Raw genomic sequence first — 19338 nt, 5'->3', positions numbered from 1 at the left:
GCGGAGGACCCGACCCTGCCCCAGTGGAACGCTCCGCCGCCCGCCGAAGATCCCACCAGGCAGCAGTGGGGCCCGCCGCCGCCCGCCGCGCCGCCACCCACCGCGCCGATGTGGGGGGCGCCGCCCACCGGCTCGGGCTACCCGCCGCCCGGACCGTTCCCACCGGCCGGGCCGACGCCGGGCCAGCCGCCCGGCCAGCCGCCCAGCCCTTTCCCACCCGCCGGGCCGACGCCGGATCAGCCGCCCGGACCGTTCCCACCCGCCGGGCCAATGCCGGGCCAGCCGCCCGGGCCTTGGGGCCAGCCGCCGCCGGCCGGTTACGGGATGCCACCCGTCGCGCCGGTGCGCAAGAGCGGCCGCAACGTCGCCCTCATCGTCGCGCTTGTGGTGCTGCTCGTGCTCTGCCCGTGCCTTGGCCTGGCCGGTTGGGCGGTGTGGCGGGTCGCCGACGCCGCGAACGACACGCGCACCCCGGCGACGAGCGCGCCGGGCCTGCCCAGGGACATGCCGAGATCGGCCGCGCCGTCCCCGGACGACGAACTCGGCACGGGCGACTGCGTGGTGAACGAGGGCACCAGACGGGACGCGGAGTTGCGCAAGGTGCCATGCAGCCCAGGCACCTACCGGGTGTTGCTGCGGATCGCGGCGACCACTGACGCGGGCCGGTGTGAGTCGCTGGCACCCGGGACGACAGTGACCTACGTGGACGACCAGCTCGACTACGTGCTGTGCCTGCAGGAGCAGTAGTCCGATTGCGAAAACTAGGGCTGTCTAGCGTGGAAGCTAGACAGCCCTAGTTTTTTGTCGACGGTCTCGACACGCCGATAGGCCCATCTATCCATGTCTAGCCCCGCAGCTAGACGGCCCGATACTCTGCGATGCGTGGATCCGGTCCGCAACCCGTACGCGCCGGGCGCCGGCCAGCGTCCGCCCGAACTCGCCGGGCGGGGGCGGGAGCTGGACGTCTTCGACATCGTGCTGGAACGCATCGCCCGGGGCCGACCCGAACGCAGCCTGATGCTCACCGGGCTGCGCGGCGTCGGCAAGACGGTTCTGCTCAACACCCTCCGGTCGCAGGCGATCAACCATCTCTGGGGCAGCGGCAAGATCGAGGCACGACCGGATCAGTCGTTGCGCCGCCCGGTCGCCGCCGCGCTGCACATGGCCGTCCGGGAGCTGGCTCCCCGACACCGCGCACCCGACCGGATCGACGCGTTCCTCGGCGTCCTGAAGGCGTTCGCCCAACGGTCCGCCCCGACCGGCCGGGCCGGTGCCGCCCCGAAGCTGCGCGACCGTTGGCAGCCCGGCATCGACGTGCCGGCCGCCAGCGGCCGGGCCGACTCCGGCGACATCGAGATCGACCTCGTCGAGCTGCTCACCGACGCCGCCGCGGTGGCGAGTGACGTCGGCACCGGGATCGCCATCTTCATCGACGAGATGCAGGATCTCGGCCCGGAGGACGTGTCCGCGCTCTGCGCGGCCTGCCACGAGCTGTCCCAGCTCGGCGCGCCGTTGATCGTCGTCGGCGCCGGCCTCCCGCACCTGCCGGCGGTGCTCAGCGCGGCCAAGTCGTACTCCGAACGGCTGTTCCGCTACCAACGCATCGACCGGCTCGACCGGATCGCCGCCGACCAGGCGCTCTGCGCACCCGCCGAGCGCGAGGACGTCGAGTACGAGCAGAAGGCACTCGACCTGCTCTACGAGAAGTCCGGTGGCTATCCCTACTTCGTTCAGGCGTACGGCAAGGCGACCTGGGATCATGCGCCGCGCTCGCCGATCACCGCCGCGGACGTGCGTGTCGCCGCACCCGAGGCGGAGGCCGAACTGGCGGTCGGATTCTTCGGCTCCCGGTTCGAGCGAGCCACCCCGGCCGAACGCGAGTACATGCGGGCGATGGCCATGATGTCCGCGGTCGAGGACGAGTCCGGGGCGGTGGTCCGCGACGACATGGACGCCGCGGTGCCCACCGCCGAGATCGCCCGGGCGCTCGGCCGCAAGCCCGCAAGCCTCTCCCCGGCGCGGGACGCACTGATCAAGAAGGGGCTGATCTACTCCGGCGAGCGGGGCACCGTAGCCTTCACCGTGCCGCACTTCGGCAGGTATCTGCGCACCCAGCCGGCCTGACCGCCGGACGGGGTGTCGACCCGGTCAGACCTTCGCCCAGGGCGCTGGAAAGAGCACCTCGCCGCGCGGCGGGGGGCCTTCCTCGCTTGTCGACGGCGGCAGCACCAACGCCTGCCAGGGCTCACCGAGGCCGGCCCACGGGCCGGTCAGGCCCAACTCCTTCGCGGCGCTGAAGCCGAACCGGCGGTAGAAGGCCGGGTCGCCGAGTACCACGACCAGCCGCTCACCAAGCTCGGTGGACGCGTCCAGGGCTGCCTGCACCACCGCCGTGCCGTGCCCGACGCGCTGCCGGTGCGGCGCCACCGCCACCGGGCCGAGCGCCAGGGCGGGCACGTCCGATCCCCGCTCCGGCCGCACCCGCACCCGGGTGAGCAGCGCGTACCCGACCACCTCGCCGCCGTACTCGGCGACCATCGCCAGCCGGGGTAGCCATGCGGCGGTGCCGCGCAACTCGTCGACCAGGCTCACCTCCGGCGGCGTCGCCACGTCGGGGCGGGCGAAAGCGGTGGCCAGTACGCGGCGCACCGGACCGGCGTCGGCCGGGTCCTCGGGGCGTAGCCGCAGCGTGGTCACCCGCGCGACGTTACCCGCCACGGCCGGCCCATCAGTGACTGTCGCTCGAATCGGCGTGGCGCACGTGTATGAACACCGATCCGATCCGACGGTTGCCTGGGTAGCACACGCCGCGACGGGGTATGACTGATCCATGACGCCCGTACGCTCCCTCGCCCGCGCCATGTTGAGCGGCATCTTCGTGGTCAGCGGGTATCGCAACCTCCGCAACCCGGGCCGGTTGGCGCCGGCCGCCACACCGATCACCGACAAGGTCGCGCCGCTGTTGAAAAAGGCGCACCCGAGCTTCCCCACCGATACCGAGACGTTGATCCGACTCAACTCGGCGGTGCAGGTGAGCGCCGGGCTGATGCTGGCCACCGGACGGCTCAGTCGACCCGCCGCGCTGGTCCTCGCCGGCACTCTGGTGCCGGTGACCATCGCCGGGCATCCCTTCTGGAAGAGCGACGATCCGGTCGCCAAGAACAACAACCAGATCCACGCCCTCAAGAACCTCGGTCTCCTCGGCGGTCTGCTGCTGGCCGCGGCCGACACCGGTGGCAAGCCGGGTCTGCGCTGGCGGACCGGTCACCGCATCGGCCACTCTCGACGTTCCATGCAGCGCGCCGTCCGTACCGCCCGCCGGGAAGCTCGGATCGCCGTCCGCTCCGCGTCCACGGCACGTCGACTGCCCGGCTGAACTGCATCGATGCCTCTCCGCGCCACCCCCACCCCCCGCTAAGGCCGCGAATTACCTGAACCACCCGGTAGGCGTTAACGCGGTGGAAATGTCAAAAACATGTGTGGGATCGGACACGGTCGCATAACGCGGGAGGCACTGACGTGAGGCGCCGTTCTAGGCTCCGTGCAGGACCTGGACGGGTAGGACGACCTTGGTATGGGGGTGGCCGCGCCATGCCGACGGCTGTCGGTAGTCGGGCGGACCGCCTCGCCCCAATCCAACGCGTGACGCGTCGGATCGATCGCAAGAACGTCGTACGGGCCGCCATCGTGGCCGCCGTCGCCTATGCCGCATGGCGCGCCATCGGCGCTTTCGGGCGGCCGTACAACTTCTTCGACATGAAGATCTACCACGGTGCCGTGGTGTGGTGGGCGAGCGGTCATGAGCTCTACGAGTTCATCGCGCCCGGAACCACCCTCGGGTTCACCTACCCGCCGTTCGCTGGGCTGGCCATGCTGCCGATGGCGCAGTTGCCGATCGACGCCGCCGGCATGGTCAACGCGGTAGCCAGCATCGCCGCGCTGGCGCTGGTGCTGGCCGGGCTGCTCCGCCCCATCGTGGACCGACTGGGGTGGCCACTGTGGTTCACCGTGGCCGTGGCGGTGCCGCTCGCGGTCGCCATCGAACCAGCTCGGGAGACGCTCGGCTACGGCCAGGTCAACATCCTGCTGTTCGCGTTGATCATGGCTGATCTGATCGGCCTGCGGTGGCGGTCCCGCCGGGGCACCCACTACGCGGCGACGGATGGTCCCCTGCTGCGCTTCCTCTACGGCGGAGCCTGGGCCGGGGCGGGCATCGGCCTGGCCACCGCGGTCAAGCTCACCCCGGCACTCTTCATCGCCTACCTGCTGATCACCCGGCAGTGGCGGGTGGCGGCCACCGCGATCGGCACCGCGATCGGGGTGACGGTGGCGAGCTTCGGGATCGTCGGTGACGAGTCGCGGACGTACTTCGGCAGCGTGCTCTGGCAGACCGAGCGGGTCGGCGCGGCGGACATGACGCCGAACCAGTCACTCGCCGGCCTGCTCGCCCGCCTGTACGACTCGATCGAGACCCCCGGGCTGCTCTGGCTCGCCTTCTCGGTGCTGATCCTGGCGCTGGGCCTGTCCCGGGCGGCCAGCTCCCGCGCCGACGGCGACGAGTTGACAGCCTTCACGCTTGTCGGCCTCACCGCCAACGTGATCAGCCCGATCTCCTGGACGCACCACCTGGTCTGGGTGATCCCGGCGATCATCGTGCTCGCCGACGCCGCCGTACGCCGCCGCGAGGCGAGCCGGACGATGCCACAGCGCGCCGGACAGGGCCCGGTGTTCGGGGGGTTGCCCGGGGTCAACGGGCTCCGCCCACCGATCTGGTATCCAACACTCACCGGGCTCCGGCACGGTGGCGCCGCGATCGGGCTCTACCTGCTCTTCCTGATCTCACCGATCTGGCCGTACGAACACCAGCTGCCGGAGATGTCGCACTACCAGGACGGTCTCTTCGGAGCCCTGATGGAAAACTCGCTCGCGCTCGCGCTCATCGTGCTGGTCGCCGCGCTGCCCTGGCGTCCGGGAGCCGAGCCGGCGTTCTACGGTGACCGGCTCACCCGGACCATGGCGCTCAACGCCCGCCGCTGACCGGTCAGGGGCAGTTGACCCATTCCTCGGTGCCATCGGTGAAGACCTGCCGCTTCCAGATCGGCAGGCGCGCCTTGGCCTCGTCGACGAGCCGGGCGCAGGCCGCGAAGGCCGCCGCCCGGTGCGCGGTGCTCACCGCGGCGACCAGCGCCACGTCACCGATCGCCAGCGGGCCGACCCGGTGGGAGACCGCCACCGCGTAGACGTCGGGCTCCGCGGCGATCTCGGCGGCCACCTCGCGCAGCACCTGCGCGGCACTGGGGTGCCCCTCGTATTCCAGGCTGGTGACCTGCCGGCCGTGATCGTGGTCGCGGACCACGCCCTGAAAGGAGACCACCGCGCCGGCCCGACGGTCGGCGACCGCGGCCTCATGGGTGGCGAGGTCGAGTGGCTGATCGGTGATCTCACCGAAGGTGATCGTCGGTGCGGTCATGACGGACGCTCCCCGGGAAGCAGTGGCAACGGCACGATCGGCACCCGGTCGCCCGGCTCGCCCCTGGTGCCGGGCCGGATGACGGCGAACCCGTCCGCGCCGGACAGGCCGCGCAGCATCGCCGAGCCGACGTGTCGCACCGGGAACGCGGTCCCGGCGGCCCGGTCCAGTCGGACCAGGGCCAGGTGGGTGTGGTCGCCGCGACCGGACACCGCCTCGGCCAACGTGGCGTGCGGCAGCACCGGCATCGAGCGACCCTGCAGGCCGGCGAGCAGCGGCGCGACAAGCGACACCAGCGCGACGATGGCGGACTGCGGGTTGCCCGGCAACCCCGCCACGAACCGGACCCGCCCGTCGTGGCCGGCCAGCCGGGCCAGCAGCATCGGGAACCCGGGACGAACCGCCACCGTGTTGACCACGTAGTCGGCGCCGAGCGCCTGCAGGGTCGGGTGCAGGTGGTCGACCGGGCCGTTCATCGTGCCGCCGGTGGTGCAGACCAGGTCGGCGGTTGCCAGCGCCGCACGCAGGGCCGCCACGTGCGCGGGCAGTGTGTCGGCCACCGGGCCGACCACATCCGATGGACGGACCTGGCAGCCGTAGCGCCGCAGCCACGCCGGCACCGCAGGACCCAGCGCGTCGCGGACCCGGCCGGCCGCCGGCGGGCCCACGGTCAGCAACTCGTCGCCGAAGACCAGCAGCGCGGCGCGCGGCGCCCGCCGGACCCGCAGCGTGTCGTGCCCGCAGGAGGCCGCCAGGCCGATCACCGCCGGGTCGACCGGCGTGCCGACCGGCAACAACTCCTCATCGGCGTACGCCTCCTCGCCGGGTTTCCGCCACTCCGGCGTCTCCCGCGGGGTGCCACTGACCAGGCCGTCGACGATCGTGGACTCCTCGACGCGCAGCACGGCGGTGGCCCCCTCGGGCACCATGGCTCCGGTCGCGATCTCGACGGTCGTGCCGTCGGCGGCGAGCGGCGCGGGTGTGTTGCCCGCCAGGACCCGGCCGACGACCCGCCACGGGCCGGTGCCGCGCACCGCCCAGCCGTCCACGCTTGAGGTCGGGAAGGCGGGCAGGTCGGTGCGGGTGGTCAACGGCTCGGCCAGGGTGGACCCGTCGATCTCGGCCAGGGGTCGGGCGAGGGCGGGCAGCGCGGCGGACAGACCAACCGCGTAGACCCGCGACCGCGCCTCCTCCCACCCGGCTGGCGGAGGTGCGGCGACCTGATCCGCGGTGGGTGCGGTTTCCGTGCTCACCGACCGAGCCTATCGGCACGGACCGACACCCGTCGGGGCCCGGCGTGGACCGCGGTCGGTGATCCCTGCCGTGACTCCGCTGGTCACCACCGCGAGGGCAGCGGCGCAGCCGCGCGGCTCAGTGGGTCACCACCGCGAGGGCAGCGGCGCAGCCGCGCGGCTCAGTGGGTCACCACCGCGAGGGCAGCGACGCAGCCGCGCGGCTCAGTGGGTCACCACCGCGAGGGCAGCGACGCAGCCGCGCGGCTCAGTGGGTCACCACCGCGAGGGCAGCGGCGCAGCCGCGCGGCTCAGTGGGTAACCACCGCGAGGGCAGCGGCGCAGCCGCGCGGCTCAGTGGTCGCCGCCGCGCAACTGGTCGACGGTGTGCGCGAGAATCGGCCCGAGCACGGCCAGGCCGTCCCGGGCGCCGCCGGTCGAGCCGGGCAGGTTGACCACGAGCATCCGGCCGGCGACACCGGCCAGCCCTCGGGACAGCATCGACGTGGGCACCCGGTCGCGGCTGTCCGCGCGGATCGCCTCGGCGATGCCGGGGATCTCGTAGTCCAGCAGACCCCGGGTGACGTCCGGGGTGCGATCGGTCGGCGTGACCCCGGTCCCGCCGCTGGTGAGCACCACGTCGACACCGTCGGCGCGGGCGGCCCGCAGGGCGACGCCGACCGGCTCACCATCGGGCACCACCACCGGATCGTCGACCTGGCACCCCAACTCGCGCAGGCCCGCGACGAGCAGGGGGCCGCTGGTGTCGGCGTAGACGCCGGCCGCGGCCCGGTTGGACGCGACGACCACCCGGGCCCGGATCACGGCCGGTCCTCCGGCCGGACCCACTGCCCGGTCTTGCCGCCCTCCTTGCGCAGCACCCGGACCGCCTCCACCGAGGCGGCCGGGTCGACCGCCTTGACCATGTCGACAAGGGCGAGACCGGCGACGGCGACCGCGGTGAGTGCCTCCATCTCCACGCCGGTCCGGTCCGCCGTGCGGGCGGTGGCCGTGATCTCCACGGTGTCGGCGGTCAATCGCAGGTCGACAGTGACGCCGTGCAGGGCGATCGGGTGGCACAGCGGGATCAGGTCGGGAGTGCGCTTGGCCCCCATGATCCCGGCCAACCGACCAACCGCCAACGCGTCGCCCTTGGGCAACCCGTTTCGGTGCAGCAGGTCGATGACCTCGGGTGTGGTCCGCAGCCGGCCGGCCGCGACCGCCAGGCGGCCGGTCACCGCCTTGGCGGAGACGTCGACCATGCGGGCCGCGCCAGCGCTGTCGACGTGGCTGAGCTGTGCGGGTTCGGTCACGGCCGAGAGCCTATCGGTGCGGTACGACGCTGCGCGCAAGGAGCGACGGCCAGCACGGCCGGGGTGACCGACGGTCGGAGTTCCGCTCCCCGACGCGACGCATAAGGACGACGCGGAGCATCGGACGGGCGTCGAGTGGATATCCGACCCGCTGCCGTAAGGGTGCCCACGAGCAGCCGGCGAAGCCTCGACAGCCCGGCGCGGACTGGCCGCATTGGTACGCACAATAACGACGACTGATCGCGGTAAGCAATCGGGCCATAACCCGTCAACGAGGTCGTCCACCGCACCCAGTCGACCGGGCCGAAGTGCGAGCATCGCGACGCTCGCCTGCTGTCTGGGTGTCGCAAGGCGCAACGTGCGGCAGGCAGTTGCGCCGAAAGACCGCCCGGAACGTCAACCCTTACCCACCCCCACCCGATCGGTGGCGGGTGTTCAGTCGATCACGCAACGAGGTCCATGTCCCTCCTTCGAGGCCGTACCGCTCGCGCTCGATCGGTTGCCACGGAGGCTCGCGGGGATGGCCACCCGATTGCCTGACCGGGGCCGCAACATGTCTGCGACATGTTGCACCGTTGCCCACTGAACGTCGTTGTCTTCTCGCCGTCGACAGGCGCGCAAGCCGGAGTGGGACGCCACCGCCGGCCCGGACGCGACCAAGCCCGGGACAACATTGCCCAACCCGCCCCCGCACCCGGCCGAACTCCGGTTGAAGTAGCGCTGGTAGAACCACCAGACTCAGGGAATACCACGACCAATAAGCTCGCCGGAAAGGCCCACGGATGAGGCCCTTCCCCGAATCCAGAACGGGCAGACTCCGACCGCACTCCGTTCAATGACGATGGACAGAACGTAATAAAACTACATCAGCTTGACTAATATTGCGCATACCGACATTTATTGGTGCTAACTACACCTGGCCCGTCTTAGGCTCTCGTCAGATCGACATCCCGGGCACAGAACCAACCGGGGACGAGAGTGGAGGGAGCGTGCAATGCGCGGCAGCGAGTGGCACTGACAAACGAACGACACACAGCGGTAAGCTCCTGTCGTCAACATGTAACTGTCGGCAACGACAGGAGCTTCATGAGTCGAGTCCCATCCGAGAACACCACCCGGGCAGACCGGCGACTTCTGGTGCTTGTCGGACTCATCGTCGTACTGGCTGCCGGCCCGACGCTCATCGCCGTCGTCGACATGTTCGCCCATCCGCCCGACTCGGTGGGCGACGGAGCGACCATCGTCGCGCTGATGTTCATGACCGCCCTCGGGACGATCATCAAAGCGCCGATCCGCATCCGTTCGACCACCCACTCGATCACCTGGCTCGAAGCGGCGATCGTGATCGGGCTCGCCGTGACTCCACCCGCCTGGGTGCTGCTGGCGACCGGCGTAGGCGTCGGCATCGCGTCAGCGATCATGAAACTTCCTCCGATCAAGACTGCCTTCGGTGTCAGCAAGAACATCCTGGTCGCCGGTGGAGCGGGCGCCGCCGCGCTGGCGGTGCACTGGCAATGGCCCCCGGTGGGGCCGATGGAACTCATCGGCCTGTTGGGAGTGATCTACCTGGTCGCCGCCCTGCTCGACGACCTGCTGGCAATCCCCGTCATCGCACTGGCGACCGGCACCCGGATCTCCCGCCAGTTCCTCAACAACCTTGACCTCCGGCTCGCCGGCTTCGGTGTGCGCTTCATCGTGGCGCTGTGCACACTCTTCATCCTCTGGGCCGACCCCCGCCTGCTGCTTGCCGTTCCGCCCCTGGTCCTGAGCCTGCACCTGGCCTACTCCGCCCGTATCCGGGGCCGTACCGAACAGCAGGCCTGGCAGCGGCTGGCCCGCACCACCGACGCGCTCAACGTGGTCGACCTGGACACCGTCCTCACCACCGCCGTCACCCAGGCCGCCGAACTCTTCTCCGCCGACGAGGTCGAGATCGAACTGCGCCACAGCGACCGCGTCGTGCGCGGCGGCACCGGCGGCCTCACCTTCGACGGCCGCATCGGCAAGCCCACCGACGTGCACGGCACCGTCGTCCCCACCCGGCTCGAAGGCCACGACCGCACCGTCGATGTCGGCATACTTCGGCTGCGCTTCCGTGGCCCCGTGCAGCTCTCCGAACGAGAGCAGTACACCCTGCGTACCTTCGCCTCCGCTCTCTGCACGGCGGTCCGCAACGCCCAGGCGTACGCCGAACTGGCCCGGGTGGCCGACGAACACGCCTACGCCGCCGCGCACGACGCGCTCACCAACCTGGCCAACCGCCGACACCTCCTCGACCAGGGCACCGAGCAGCTGAGCAGCCGCCACGCGGACGGAATCACCGCACTGGTGCTCATCGACCTCAACCACTTCAAGGAGGTCAACGACACACTCGGGCACGCCGCCGGTGACCAGGTGTTGGTGCAGGTCGCCGACCGGTTGCGCGGGGTGGCCCAGTCGACCGACCTGGTGGCCCGCCTCGGCGGCGACGAGTTCGCCGTACTCCTGCGCGGGCTGCCGGCTCCGGCGGTCGCCGCGCACCGAGCCGAGACGCTGCTCGCCGCCCTGCACGAGCCGTTCGACCTGGACGGCATGCGGATCAGCGTCGAGGCCAGCGGCGGGATCTCCGTAGCCCCGTCCAGCGGTGGCATGGCCGAACTACTGCGCCGCGCCGACGTCGCCATGTACCAGGCCAAGCGGGCCGGGCAGCGGATCGCCACGTACGCCCCGACCCGGGACACCGCCGACCTGGGCCGCCTCACCCTCGGTGGCGACCTACCGCGGGCGGTCGCCGACCACGAGTTCGTCGTCAACTTCCAACCGATCGTCGACCTGGGCACCGGCGAGGTGACAAGCGCCGAGGCGCTGGCCCGCTGGCACCACCCCACCCACGGCATGATCGACCCCCTGCGCTTCCTGGAGGCCGTCGAGCGTTCGGGCCTGCTGCCGGCCTTCGCCGAGGCGATCCTCGACCAGGCGCTGATCGCGGCGGCCGACTGGCGCGACGCCGGCTTCGACGTACCCGTCGCGGTGAACGTGTCCCCACGCAGCCTGCTCGACGCACGGTTCCCGGGCTCGGTGCTGGCCCGCCTGCGCGCCCACGACCTACCACCGGACCGGCTGGTGCTGGAGCTGACCGAGACGCTCACCCTCAGTCAGCTCGACGTCGTCGACCGGGTGCTCAGCCGACTCCGCGACGAGGGCGTCCGGCTGGCGCTCGACGACTTCGGCACCGGCTACTCGTCGCTCTCCCTGCTCTCCCGGATCCCGGTGCACGAGCTGAAGATCGACCGAAGCTTCGTCACGACGATGGAGAGTTCGGCGGAGGCCGCCGCCGTCATCCGCTCCACCCTCGACCTGGGCCGCAGCCTCAACCTGGCAGTCGTGGCCGAGGGAGTGGAGAGTGAACCGCAGCGGCGGGCCCTGTGGGAGTTGGGCTGCGTCGCCGGCCAGGGGCACCTGTTCGCCCGGCCGATGCCGGCCGGCACCCTGCTCGCGGCCATGCAGCGCGGATCGGGCGGCCGACCCGGCACCCTGGCCGCGCCACTGCACGACGCCGGCGCGGTGATCCGACTGAGCCAGAGCCGCCGCCAGACCGGCCGCTCCCGCCTCCCGCACCTGCCCGCCTGACCGGGCACCAGCCGCCCGCGCCACGCGGCCCGGTGCAGGTACCCCCCGATCTGCCAGACTGGCGCCCGTGATCGCCGACGCCCCGAGCACCCCCCGCCGTCGCTGGCACTGGCGGACGCTCGACACCGCGGCCGGCGGACTCGCCGTCGACCTCGGCCTCTACGCCGTCTCGGCCGTCTTCGCCGCGCTCACCGCGCTCACCTCCACGCTGCTGCCGCACCGGGCATGGGGTGCCGTCGCCGCCGTGGGATACCTGGTCGCAACACTTGTGGTGCTCGTCCAACTCCTGCTCCGTCGGCGCTTCCCGACCTCGACCCTGGTCGGGCTGCCAGCCCGCTCGGTGCTCACCTGTCTCACCTGGGCGAGCACCGCACTACTACCCCTGCTCTGGCAGAGCATCGAGCGGGCCAACGGACGCACCGACCGGGCCCAGGAGGAGGTGCTCGTCGTCGAACACGCCGGCACCCGCCTCCTGGAGCACGGCACGCCCTACCTCGGTCCCGACGCGATCGCCGCCCTGCCACCCGGCGAGCAACTGCTCGGCTACACCCCCTACCAGCCCGGCATGGCGATGTTCGGCCTGCCCAGGGCCCTGGCCGACACCTGGTGGACCGACTCCCGGGTCTGGTTCGCAGTGGGCACCGCACTCGCGCTCACCCTGGCCGTGGCCGCCCTGCGCACCACACCGGCCACCGCCCGCACCGCCCAGGAGGCCCACCGGCGACACGCCGCGTTGCTGCGCGGCGTACAGGCCGCCACCGTCCTGCCGATCTGCGCCCTCACCCTCGCCACCGGCGGCGACGACCTGCCCGTACTCGCGCTCTGCCTGCTGGCCCTCGCGCTCGCCGCCGCCGACCGGCCCGGCCGGGCCGGCCTCGCGGTCGGCCTGGCCGGCGCGCTCAAGCTCTTCGCCTGGCCGGTGGCGCTGGTCCTGATCGCCTGGGGCCTGACCCGACGGGCCGGCACCCGGGTCGCCGCCGGCGCTGTCGGCCTACCCATCGCCGCCCTGCTGCCGGCGATGCTCGTCGACCGCGACGCGCTCACCGAGAACGTGCTGCGCTTCCCCCTCGGCCACGGCCTGGTCACCAGCCCCGCGCAGTCCCCCTTCCCCGGCCACCTGATCGCCACCGCACTACCCGCCGGCCGGCTGGTCGCCGCCGCACTGCTTGTCGCCGCCGGCGTGGCCATCGCCGTCCGGCTCGCCCGCCGCCCACCCCGCACCGCCGTCGCCACGGCGCTGATCTGCGGGTACGGGCTACTCGCCGCCATCGCCCTGATGCCCTCGACCCGCTTCGGCTACCTGCTCTACCCGATGGCCCTGCTCACCTGGGCGCCCGCCCTGCGCCACCCGGTCGACACGCCGACCACCCCGCTTTCCGACCTGCCCGCTCGGACCACATCGGCGTAACTGCTGGGCGCGACGGCCGGCCAGGGCGTACACCTGAAGTCATGACGACGTACCGCGACCGGGCCGACGCCGGCCGGGTGCTCTCCGAGCGGCTCACCGCGCTCGTCGGCGACCCGGACGTGGTCGTCCTCGGCCTCGTCCGGGGCGGCGTGCCGGTCGCCCGGGTCGTCGCCGAACGGCTCGGCGCACCCCTTGACGTGCTCGTCGTCCGCAAGCTCGGCATGCCGTGGGCCCGGGAGGTCGCCTTCGGCGCGCTCGGGCCGGGCGGGGTCCAGGTGCTCAACGACGCGGTGGCAAGCCGGCTCAGCAGCGTCGACATCGCCGAGGTCAGCCAACGCGAGCAGGCCGAACTCGCCCGGCGGGAGCGGCTCTACCGCGGTGGCCGCGCACAGTTGGACCTCACCGGGCGGACCGCGCTGATCGTCGACGACGGCCTGGCCACCGGTGCGACCGCCCGCGCCGCCGTGGAGGTCGCCCGCCAACTCGGGGCACACCGGGTCGTGGTCGCCGTTCCGGTCGGCGCACAGGAGGCGTACGAACTGCTCGCCGCCGTGGCGGACCAGGTCGTCTGCGCCCAACGCCCACCGGACTTCGGCGCGGTGAGCGTCTACTACGACGACTTCCACGAGGTGTCCGACGAAGAGGTGAGCGAGGCGCTCACAGCAACCGCTTAGGTCGACCGGGTACCGTCGGGCGATGAGTAGTCTCACCTGTCCCAAGTGTCACGGAGATATGCGCCAGTACGAGCGCAGCGGCGTCGTGATCGACCAGTGCGGGGAGTGCCGCGGCATCTTCCTGGACCGCGGCGAGTTGGAGAAGCTGTTCGAGGCGGAGGCCAACTGGAGCCGCCAACAGACAGGTGGTGCGCCGCCGCAACCCAGCCACCAGCCGGCCGGCTACCCGCCGCCCCCGCCCCCGCCGCACCAGCCCGGCTACGGTGCGGTCCCGCCGCCGCCTCCGCCCGGCTACCCGCCGGCGCCGGCCTACGGCCACCAGCAGCAGCACCACGGCTACCACGGCCACTACCGGCAGAAGAAGCGCAAGGGCTTCCTCGACGAGATGTTCGGCTGAGTCGAGACTGACAACCGGCCCGGGTCGATCACGCGTCGACCCGGGCACCCCGCCCACCCGGCGGACGCTTGGCCGGCGTGGTGGACCGTGCGAGGCTGCATCGCATGACCGCGATCCGACCGGACGAGGCGCTGGCCCAGGCGTACGACGGGATCACCGCGGTGGTCGGCGACCTGGACGACGCCGGCCTGCGACGAGCCACCCGCTGCCAGGGCTGGGACGTCGCCGCCCTGCTCCTGCACGTGGTCGGCGATGCCAAGCGTGCGCTTGACGCCCTGGCCACCACGGTCGACGGGCCGGCCGACGTCGACGACGTGAGCTACTGGCGTGACTTCCCCGGCGGCGACGACGAGGCCGCCGGGCACGCCCGGTGGGTCCGCCGCTCGGCCGCCGCCTTCGACCGTCCCACCGAGATCGTCAACCTCTGGCGGGACACCGCCCTGGCGGCGGTCCGCGCCGCCCGGTCAGCCGACCCCGAGGCGTACGTGGCCACGCAGGGGCACGTGCTACGCGTACCCGACTTCCTCGCAACGCTGACCACCGAGGCAACCGTCCACCACCTGGACCTGACGCTGGAGCTGCCGGACGCGCCGCCGCCCGGCCCGCTTGCGGTACGCGTCGCGGTGGCGACAATGGACGGCCTGCTCAGCGACGACGCCGTTCGGCCCGCCGCGTGGGACGACAACGATTTCCTGCTGAAGGCCACCGGGCGCATTCCGCTGACCGATCGGGACCGGCTGGAGCTGGGCGAGTCGGCGGGCTGGTTTCCGCTGCTCGGTTGACCGAGGACGGGTCGGCGGTCAGCCGATGGCCATGTCGACGAAGCGGGACAGGTGCAGCTGAGCCGCGACGGTCACCGTGTCGGTGGGGCCATTCCGATGCTTGGCAACAATAAAATCCGCCTCCCCGGCCCGAGGGGATTCCTTGTCGTAGTAGTCGTCACGATGCAGCAGGATGACAACGTCGGCATCTTGCTCAATCGAGTTGTGGGTGGCGATGCCGTTGGCGATGAAGTTGTGCTTCTCGAGCACAGTCGCGTCGAACACCTCCTGCTCACCGATCGACTCGATAGAGACGATCGAGTCCCAGAAGATGTCGTTGGTCGCGTGCAGGTCAAGATCGGCCGCGTCGAGGACAGTGGCAATCGCCGCCAACCTAGAGCGGCTGGGCGCATGCTTCCAGAGGGTGCTGCCGCAGAACTGGGTGCCAATGGCCTTCGCGAACTCGCGGTGAGTCATGCCCTGCTCGACAAGAATATCCTTGACCCTGGTCCACACCTCGCGCGGCACGGTGTCGACGTTGGTGTTGCTCTCCGTCGACTCCAACGCGGCAAGGAGAGCAGCACAGGGCTCCGACCGCTGCCCGTACACGCCGATCTCGCGCAGGAATCTCAACTGGTCGTCTCGTCCAGAGATGTCGAGCGTGTACTGAGGGCGGTGCCCCACGACGGGTACGACCCTCAGCCGGGCCGTAATGCCGTACCTGAGGAGCAGTCGAGAGATGTCCTCGAGCATTCGTCGGCTCGTGGACGAAAAGTAGACGCGCCCACCGCGACCTGAGCTGTTGACGGTCACCGAACCATCGGTAGCCCACAGATGCCGCAGGAAGGAGGTGATCTGCTCCTTCGGCAGGCTGAAGACGGCCGAGGGCAGAAACTTCTCGTGCGATCTCAAGCCGAAGAGGCCGAGGTCATCCAGCCAAGCGACGATGGGGTTTCGCCGACCGCGAGCCAGGCGGTAGGGCGCTGGCAGCCGCAGGGTCGTCACCCTCGCCGCCGCGTAATCATCGCGGATCGCGTCGATGCCGAAATGCTTCGCCGCCTCTGTCACGGCCTGCAGGTTCCGCTCATCAGTACTCGCGTATCGGATGGGTTGGCGCCGCACGAAGGAGCCGTCGCCCAGCAGGTGCGCCAACATGACGACCTCCGCGTCAGCCCATGGGCGGGTGACCATTGGCGGCGGTAGGTGACGCGGCGTGGCAATGCGATCCCCGGGTGACAGCTCACCGAGCGGCACCCACCCGGTGAACGCGAGGAAGGGGTGGTTTGCCGTTGCATCGATCTGCTTGCCCGATGCGAGAGTCAGCCGGAACACGTCGCGGCGACCGCTCGGAAAGACATGGGTCATCGTGCGAGGCGTGTAACGGAGGCTCTCGTCCAACGCCCAGACCGGGATGTCTTTGGCGTTGTTCGACAACAACTCCGCGAGCGTGATCTCGGTGTTGTCATCCGCCCGGATCACTCGGGTCTCCGCCGTCAGGCAGCCAGATTCCCGCAAATCGGACAGTTGGGGCCGCTTGTCGGTGCGCTGCTCGGGACCACGGTTCAGCTGACTGACCGCGATGACCGGGCACTCGACCTCCTTGGCCAGCAGCTTCAGGCCACGGGACAGGTCGGCGACCTCCTGCTGGCGGCTCTCGGTGCGCTTGGGCGAGGTCATCAGCTGGAGATAGTCGACCACGATCATTTTGAGGTCGTGCCGCTGCTTGAGCCGCCGGGCCTTGGCCCGGATCTCCATCAGGTTCATGCTCGGCGTGTCGTCGACGAAGAGCGGCGCCTCACTGATCTCGCCCATGCACCGGGCCAGTTTGGTCCAGTCGTCGTCGGAGAGCTGCCCACTGCGCAGCACGTGCAGCGGCACCCGCGCCTCGGCGGAGAGCAGCCGCATCACGATCTCGACCTTGCTCATTTCCAGCGAGAAGATGGCAGCGGCCTGGTTGGCGCGAATGGCGGCGTTTCGGGCGAAGTCCATACTTGCGGTGCTGTTGTGGGTAGGGATCATCGCCCGGCTGGCCAGGTACAGGTGTTCGCCGTTATCGACAGTCACGCACCGGACCGGAACGCTGGGAACCGGCCGGACGTCGACGATGAACCGTGAGGTCGTCCGAACATCTGAGGTGGTGCGGCGGCGTTCGGTGTGCGCGTCCTGCTTGCGCTTGAGCCGGAAGATGACATCCGGTGTGGAGAAATTCAGTGTGTACGCGGTAGACGACTCGCGGGTGCGGCCGCGCACCTGCTTCGCGTTGACAGTGCATCGGTAGCCGAGACTGACGATCAGTTCGCGTACGTCATCGGCCAGCCGCTTCGAGGTCGACGTGTACTGCAGGTTGCCGGTGGGAGCGACCGTCCCGTCGGTGTCCATCAGCCCAGCGAGCAACGCCCTGCGCTGAGCCTCCGAGGCCCGCAGGTAAGCGGCCGGGATGTGCTTGTTGGCCGCTACCCCGACCTGACGCAACAACCCGAGGAAGGAGCCGTTCCGGTGACGACAGCCGGCGCACTTCCTGGTCGCTGGGTTCTCGCGCAACGCCCTTGTGGAAACGCCACAGTCCACGCAGACGCCGTTCGCCGGAGCAGCGGACGTGGGCCGCAGCAGGATGGTGTAAACCATCGGCCCGCTGGGCCGCACGACGAAGCCGTCCGCCTCGACGTGCGTGACCATCTCCGGGTCGGCGGTGGTGAAACGGCTGGCGTCGCTGTGCCCGTCACCGAGCCACGTTCCCAACGTGTAGGGCGGGATCAGCAGCTCCCGGTCCGGGAGTTGGAGGGGTGCGCAGTTTCCTACGGCATGGTTGAGCCGCCGCTGGGCGGTATCAGTGTGCAGCGTGGCCGCGATCTCAGCAGTGGTGACGACAGCATCGTGGTCGGCCCGGCTGCCGGCGTCGACGTCCCGCTCGGCTCGCTCCAGAAGCGCTGTCATCAGGGGACCGGCCGGGTAGCCCGGCGCAGTCCAGTTTCGTGTCCTGCCGTTGCGGACGATGGGGCGGCCGATCCGCCCGATCGCCCCGACCTCGGTTGCGACAGTTTGCAGGACATGCCGGAACTTGGATCCGACCTGCTCGAGCGGGTCGAAGAGGGTGATCGGCTGGTTCCGCATGGCGCTGAGCGTCTTGTGGGCCGCACGTACGTTGGCCAGCGACGACTCGGACCAGTGCCGCCTCTGTCGTGCCGGGCTCTGCCGTCGGCTCGCCCGGGTGGTCGTCTTCCACAGGTGCTCCGCGTCCGCCACGATCACGGTGCCGTCCGAGAACTCGACCTCGTAGCAGGGGCGGTCGTGCAGCACGTCGAAGGCCCGTGTGACGGTGGTCGGGGAGCCGTCGGGAGCCAGTAGCTGATCGCCCGCCTTGACCTCGCCCATCGTGGTCCAGCCGTCCGGGGTCGGCAGTGGGGTGTCGAGCGCAAGCGCCTTTCCCAGACCAGGTCGCCCTGCGACGATGATCAGCTGGCCGGCGTGCAGGCCGTTGAGCAGCCGGTCCAGGTCGCTGAAGCCGGTCGGCACGCCGGTCATCATCCCGCCCTGCGCACCCACCGCCTCGATCTCGTCGAGGGTGGGCTGCAACATGTCGGCCAGGATCGCGAAGTCCTCGCTGACCCGCCGTTCGGTGACGTCGTAGACGGCCTGCTGGGCGAGGTCCACCACGTCGTCCACGTCGCGGCTGCCGCCGCTGGCGGTGCCGTACCCCAGTTGCACGATCTTGGTGCCGGCCTCGACCAGCCGGCGCAGCACCGCGCGTTCGCTGACGATGCGTGCGTAGTAGGCCGCGTTCGCGGCGGTCGGCACGCTGGCGATGAGGGTGTGCAGGTAGGGCGCGCCGCCGATGCGTACGAGGTCGCCGGAGTCGGCGAGCGCCGCCGCGACCGTGATCGAGTCGGCCGGCTCACCCCGGCCGTAGATGTCGAGGATGATGTCGAAGATGGTGGCGTGCACCGGCCGGTAGAAGTCGTTGGTCTTGAGGATCTCGACGACGTCGGCGATGGCGTCCTTGGAGAGCAGCATGCCGCCGAGGACGCACTGCTCCGCGGCGACGTCCTGGGGTGGGGTCTTGTCGAACTGGCCGTCTCGCTGGGCGGGTGGCTGGCCGCCGCCGGACCGTGACTCCGCCCGCATGTCGTCGGTGACCGACACGGGTCCCCCCTCCACTGCGCCGGATCTGGTTCCAGCTCTACCTCTGGGGTACGACGCTTTCCTTCGACCGGGCCGGTCGATCGGGGGCCATCGTGCCGGCGGTCGAGGGCCAACCATACGGACCCCGAGGTCAGAGACTCAACAAGGCCGGTGGACGAGCCTCGGGACAACCTGTGGATGTCGGTGGGCATGATGTGCGCAGGGTGTGCACAGCCTGTGGATAACCATTGGGGAATTCGTGGCGCTAGGTCGTTGACCTGCGGAAACATGCTCCCCAGCCTGTGGAGGATAATATTTCGGTCGGGCCTGTGACACGATCGTCCCGTACTATCTC

General features: G+C 70.7%; 15 protein-coding genes. 9 read left to right on the top strand and 6 right to left on the bottom strand.

What is annotated here, in order from left to right; translation table 11 throughout:
• The first annotated feature begins 324 nt into the window (after positions 1-324).
• On the top strand, positions 325-747 hold the full coding sequence (locus AB0B86_RS07410; RefSeq protein WP_357411219.1) for a hypothetical protein: 423 nt from the start codon (positions 325-327) through the stop codon (positions 745-747).
• 135 nt (positions 748-882) lie between these two features.
• Positions 883-2124 carry an ATP-binding protein gene (locus tag AB0B86_RS07405; protein WP_357411221.1) on the top strand — a complete coding sequence of 414 codons (1242 nt, stop codon included), beginning with the start codon at positions 883-885 and terminating at the stop codon, positions 2122-2124.
• Between the two features lie 24 nt (positions 2125-2148).
• Here the strand turns inward: AB0B86_RS07405 and AB0B86_RS07400 are convergent, their stop codons facing one another.
• Positions 2149-2697, bottom strand: coding sequence for an N-acetyltransferase (locus AB0B86_RS07400; RefSeq protein ID WP_357411223.1), 549 nt, complete (start codon positions 2695-2697; stop codon positions 2149-2151).
• A gap of 133 nt (positions 2698-2830) precedes the next feature.
• Here AB0B86_RS07400 and AB0B86_RS07395 point away from each other — a divergent pair, with 133 nt between their 5' ends.
• Together AB0B86_RS07395 and AB0B86_RS07390 are read left to right on the top strand one after the other, a co-directional pair.
• Entirely contained in the window at positions 2831-3376 is a 546-nt protein-coding gene (locus AB0B86_RS07395) for a DoxX family protein (protein WP_357411225.1), read from the top strand.
• A 215-nt stretch (positions 3377-3591) separates the two neighbouring features.
• On the top strand, positions 3592-5037 hold the full coding sequence (locus AB0B86_RS07390) for a glycosyltransferase 87 family protein (RefSeq protein WP_357411227.1): 1446 nt from the start codon (positions 3592-3594) through the stop codon (positions 5035-5037).
• A 4-nt stretch (positions 5038-5041) separates the two neighbouring features.
• On the opposite strand, the gene AB0B86_RS07385 is transcribed toward AB0B86_RS07390, so the two are convergent.
• The 4 genes from AB0B86_RS07385 to moaC form a co-directional block, all read right to left on the bottom strand.
• Entirely contained in the window at positions 5042-5470 is a 429-nt protein-coding gene (locus AB0B86_RS07385; RefSeq protein ID WP_357411229.1) for a molybdenum cofactor biosynthesis protein MoaE, read from the bottom strand.
• On the bottom strand, positions 5467-6723 hold the full coding sequence (locus AB0B86_RS07380) for a molybdopterin molybdotransferase MoeA (protein WP_357411232.1): 1257 nt from the start codon (positions 6721-6723) through the stop codon (positions 5467-5469). The genes AB0B86_RS07385 and AB0B86_RS07380 overlap by 4 nt, the downstream gene beginning before the upstream one ends.
• Positions 6724-7056: 333 nt before the next feature.
• Positions 7057-7527 carry a MogA/MoaB family molybdenum cofactor biosynthesis protein gene (locus AB0B86_RS07375; RefSeq protein ID WP_357416576.1) on the bottom strand — a complete coding sequence of 157 codons (471 nt, stop codon included), beginning with the start codon at positions 7525-7527 and terminating at the stop codon, positions 7057-7059.
• On the bottom strand, positions 7524-8015 hold the full coding sequence (moaC, locus tag AB0B86_RS07370) for a cyclic pyranopterin monophosphate synthase MoaC (RefSeq protein WP_357411236.1): 492 nt from the start codon (positions 8013-8015) through the stop codon (positions 7524-7526). The genes AB0B86_RS07375 and moaC overlap by 4 nt, the downstream gene beginning before the upstream one ends.
• 1086 nt (positions 8016-9101) lie before the next feature.
• Between moaC and AB0B86_RS07365 the strand changes: the two genes are divergently transcribed.
• The 5 genes from AB0B86_RS07365 to AB0B86_RS07345 all read left to right on the top strand — a co-directional run bounded on the left by AB0B86_RS07365 (position 9102) and on the right by AB0B86_RS07345 (position 14885).
• Positions 9102-11624 (top strand): bifunctional diguanylate cyclase/phosphodiesterase, encoded by a 2523-nt coding sequence (locus AB0B86_RS07365; protein WP_357416572.1) that lies wholly within the window; start codon positions 9102-9104, stop codon positions 11622-11624.
• A 67-nt stretch (positions 11625-11691) separates the two neighbouring features.
• Complete coding sequence (locus AB0B86_RS07360; RefSeq protein WP_357411240.1) at positions 11692-13032, top strand: glycosyltransferase family 87 protein; 1341 nt, start codon at positions 11692-11694, stop codon at positions 13030-13032.
• Positions 13033-13073: 41 nt separating this feature from the next.
• Positions 13074-13706 (top strand): phosphoribosyltransferase family protein, encoded by a 633-nt coding sequence (locus tag AB0B86_RS07355; RefSeq protein ID WP_357411242.1) that lies wholly within the window; start codon positions 13074-13076, stop codon positions 13704-13706.
• 22 nt (positions 13707-13728) lie between these two features.
• Positions 13729-14103, top strand: a complete 375-nt coding sequence (locus AB0B86_RS07350; protein WP_357411244.1) for a zf-TFIIB domain-containing protein — start codon at positions 13729-13731, stop codon at positions 14101-14103.
• Positions 14104-14207: 104 nt separating this feature from the next.
• The gene (locus AB0B86_RS07345; RefSeq protein ID WP_357411246.1) at positions 14208-14885 is read left to right on the top strand and encodes a maleylpyruvate isomerase N-terminal domain-containing protein; all 678 of its coding nucleotides are present in this window, start codon (positions 14208-14210) and stop codon (positions 14883-14885) included.
• Between the two features lie 18 nt (positions 14886-14903).
• Here the strand turns inward: AB0B86_RS07345 and AB0B86_RS07340 are convergent, their stop codons facing one another.
• A complete protein-coding gene (locus AB0B86_RS07340; RefSeq protein ID WP_357416723.1) occupies positions 14904-18986 on the bottom strand; it encodes a replicative DNA helicase in 4083 nt (1360 codons plus the stop codon).
• Between the last annotated feature and the right edge of the window lie 352 nt (positions 18987-19338).

Source organism: Micromonospora sp. NPDC049047 (genome assembly GCF_040649135.1).
GTDB lineage: Bacteria > Actinomycetota > Actinomycetes > Mycobacteriales > Micromonosporaceae > Micromonospora.
The sequence above is the reverse complement of the archived record's forward strand: the minus strand, read 5'-3'. Positions and strand labels throughout refer to the sequence as shown.

Bases quoted from the DNA above. Each gene is read 5' to 3' on its own strand.
- AB0B86_RS07410 (WP_357411219.1), top strand. From the start codon at position 325: ATGCCACCCGTCGCGCCGGTGCGCAAGAGCGGCCGCAACGTCGCCCTC.
- AB0B86_RS07395 (WP_357411225.1), top strand. From the start codon at position 2,831: ATGACGCCCGTACGCTCCCTCGCCCGCGCCATGTTGAGCGGCATCTTC.
- AB0B86_RS07390 (WP_357411227.1), top strand. From the start codon at position 3,592: ATGCCGACGGCTGTCGGTAGTCGGGCGGACCGCCTCGCCCCAATCCAA.
- AB0B86_RS07385 (WP_357411229.1), bottom strand. From the start codon at position 5,470: ATGACCGCACCGACGATCACCTTCGGTGAGATCACCGATCAGCCACTC.
- AB0B86_RS07365 (WP_357416572.1), top strand. From the start codon at position 9,102: ATGAGTCGAGTCCCATCCGAGAACACCACCCGGGCAGACCGGCGACTT.
- AB0B86_RS07355 (WP_357411242.1), top strand. From the start codon at position 13,074: ATGACGACGTACCGCGACCGGGCCGACGCCGGCCGGGTGCTCTCCGAG.
- AB0B86_RS07350 (WP_357411244.1), top strand. From the start codon at position 13,729: ATGAGTAGTCTCACCTGTCCCAAGTGTCACGGAGATATGCGCCAGTAC.
- AB0B86_RS07345 (WP_357411246.1), top strand. From the start codon at position 14,208: ATGACCGCGATCCGACCGGACGAGGCGCTGGCCCAGGCGTACGACGGG.
- AB0B86_RS07340 (WP_357416723.1), bottom strand. From the start codon at position 18,986: ATGCGGGCGGAGTCACGGTCCGGCGGCGGCCAGCCACCCGCCCAGCGA.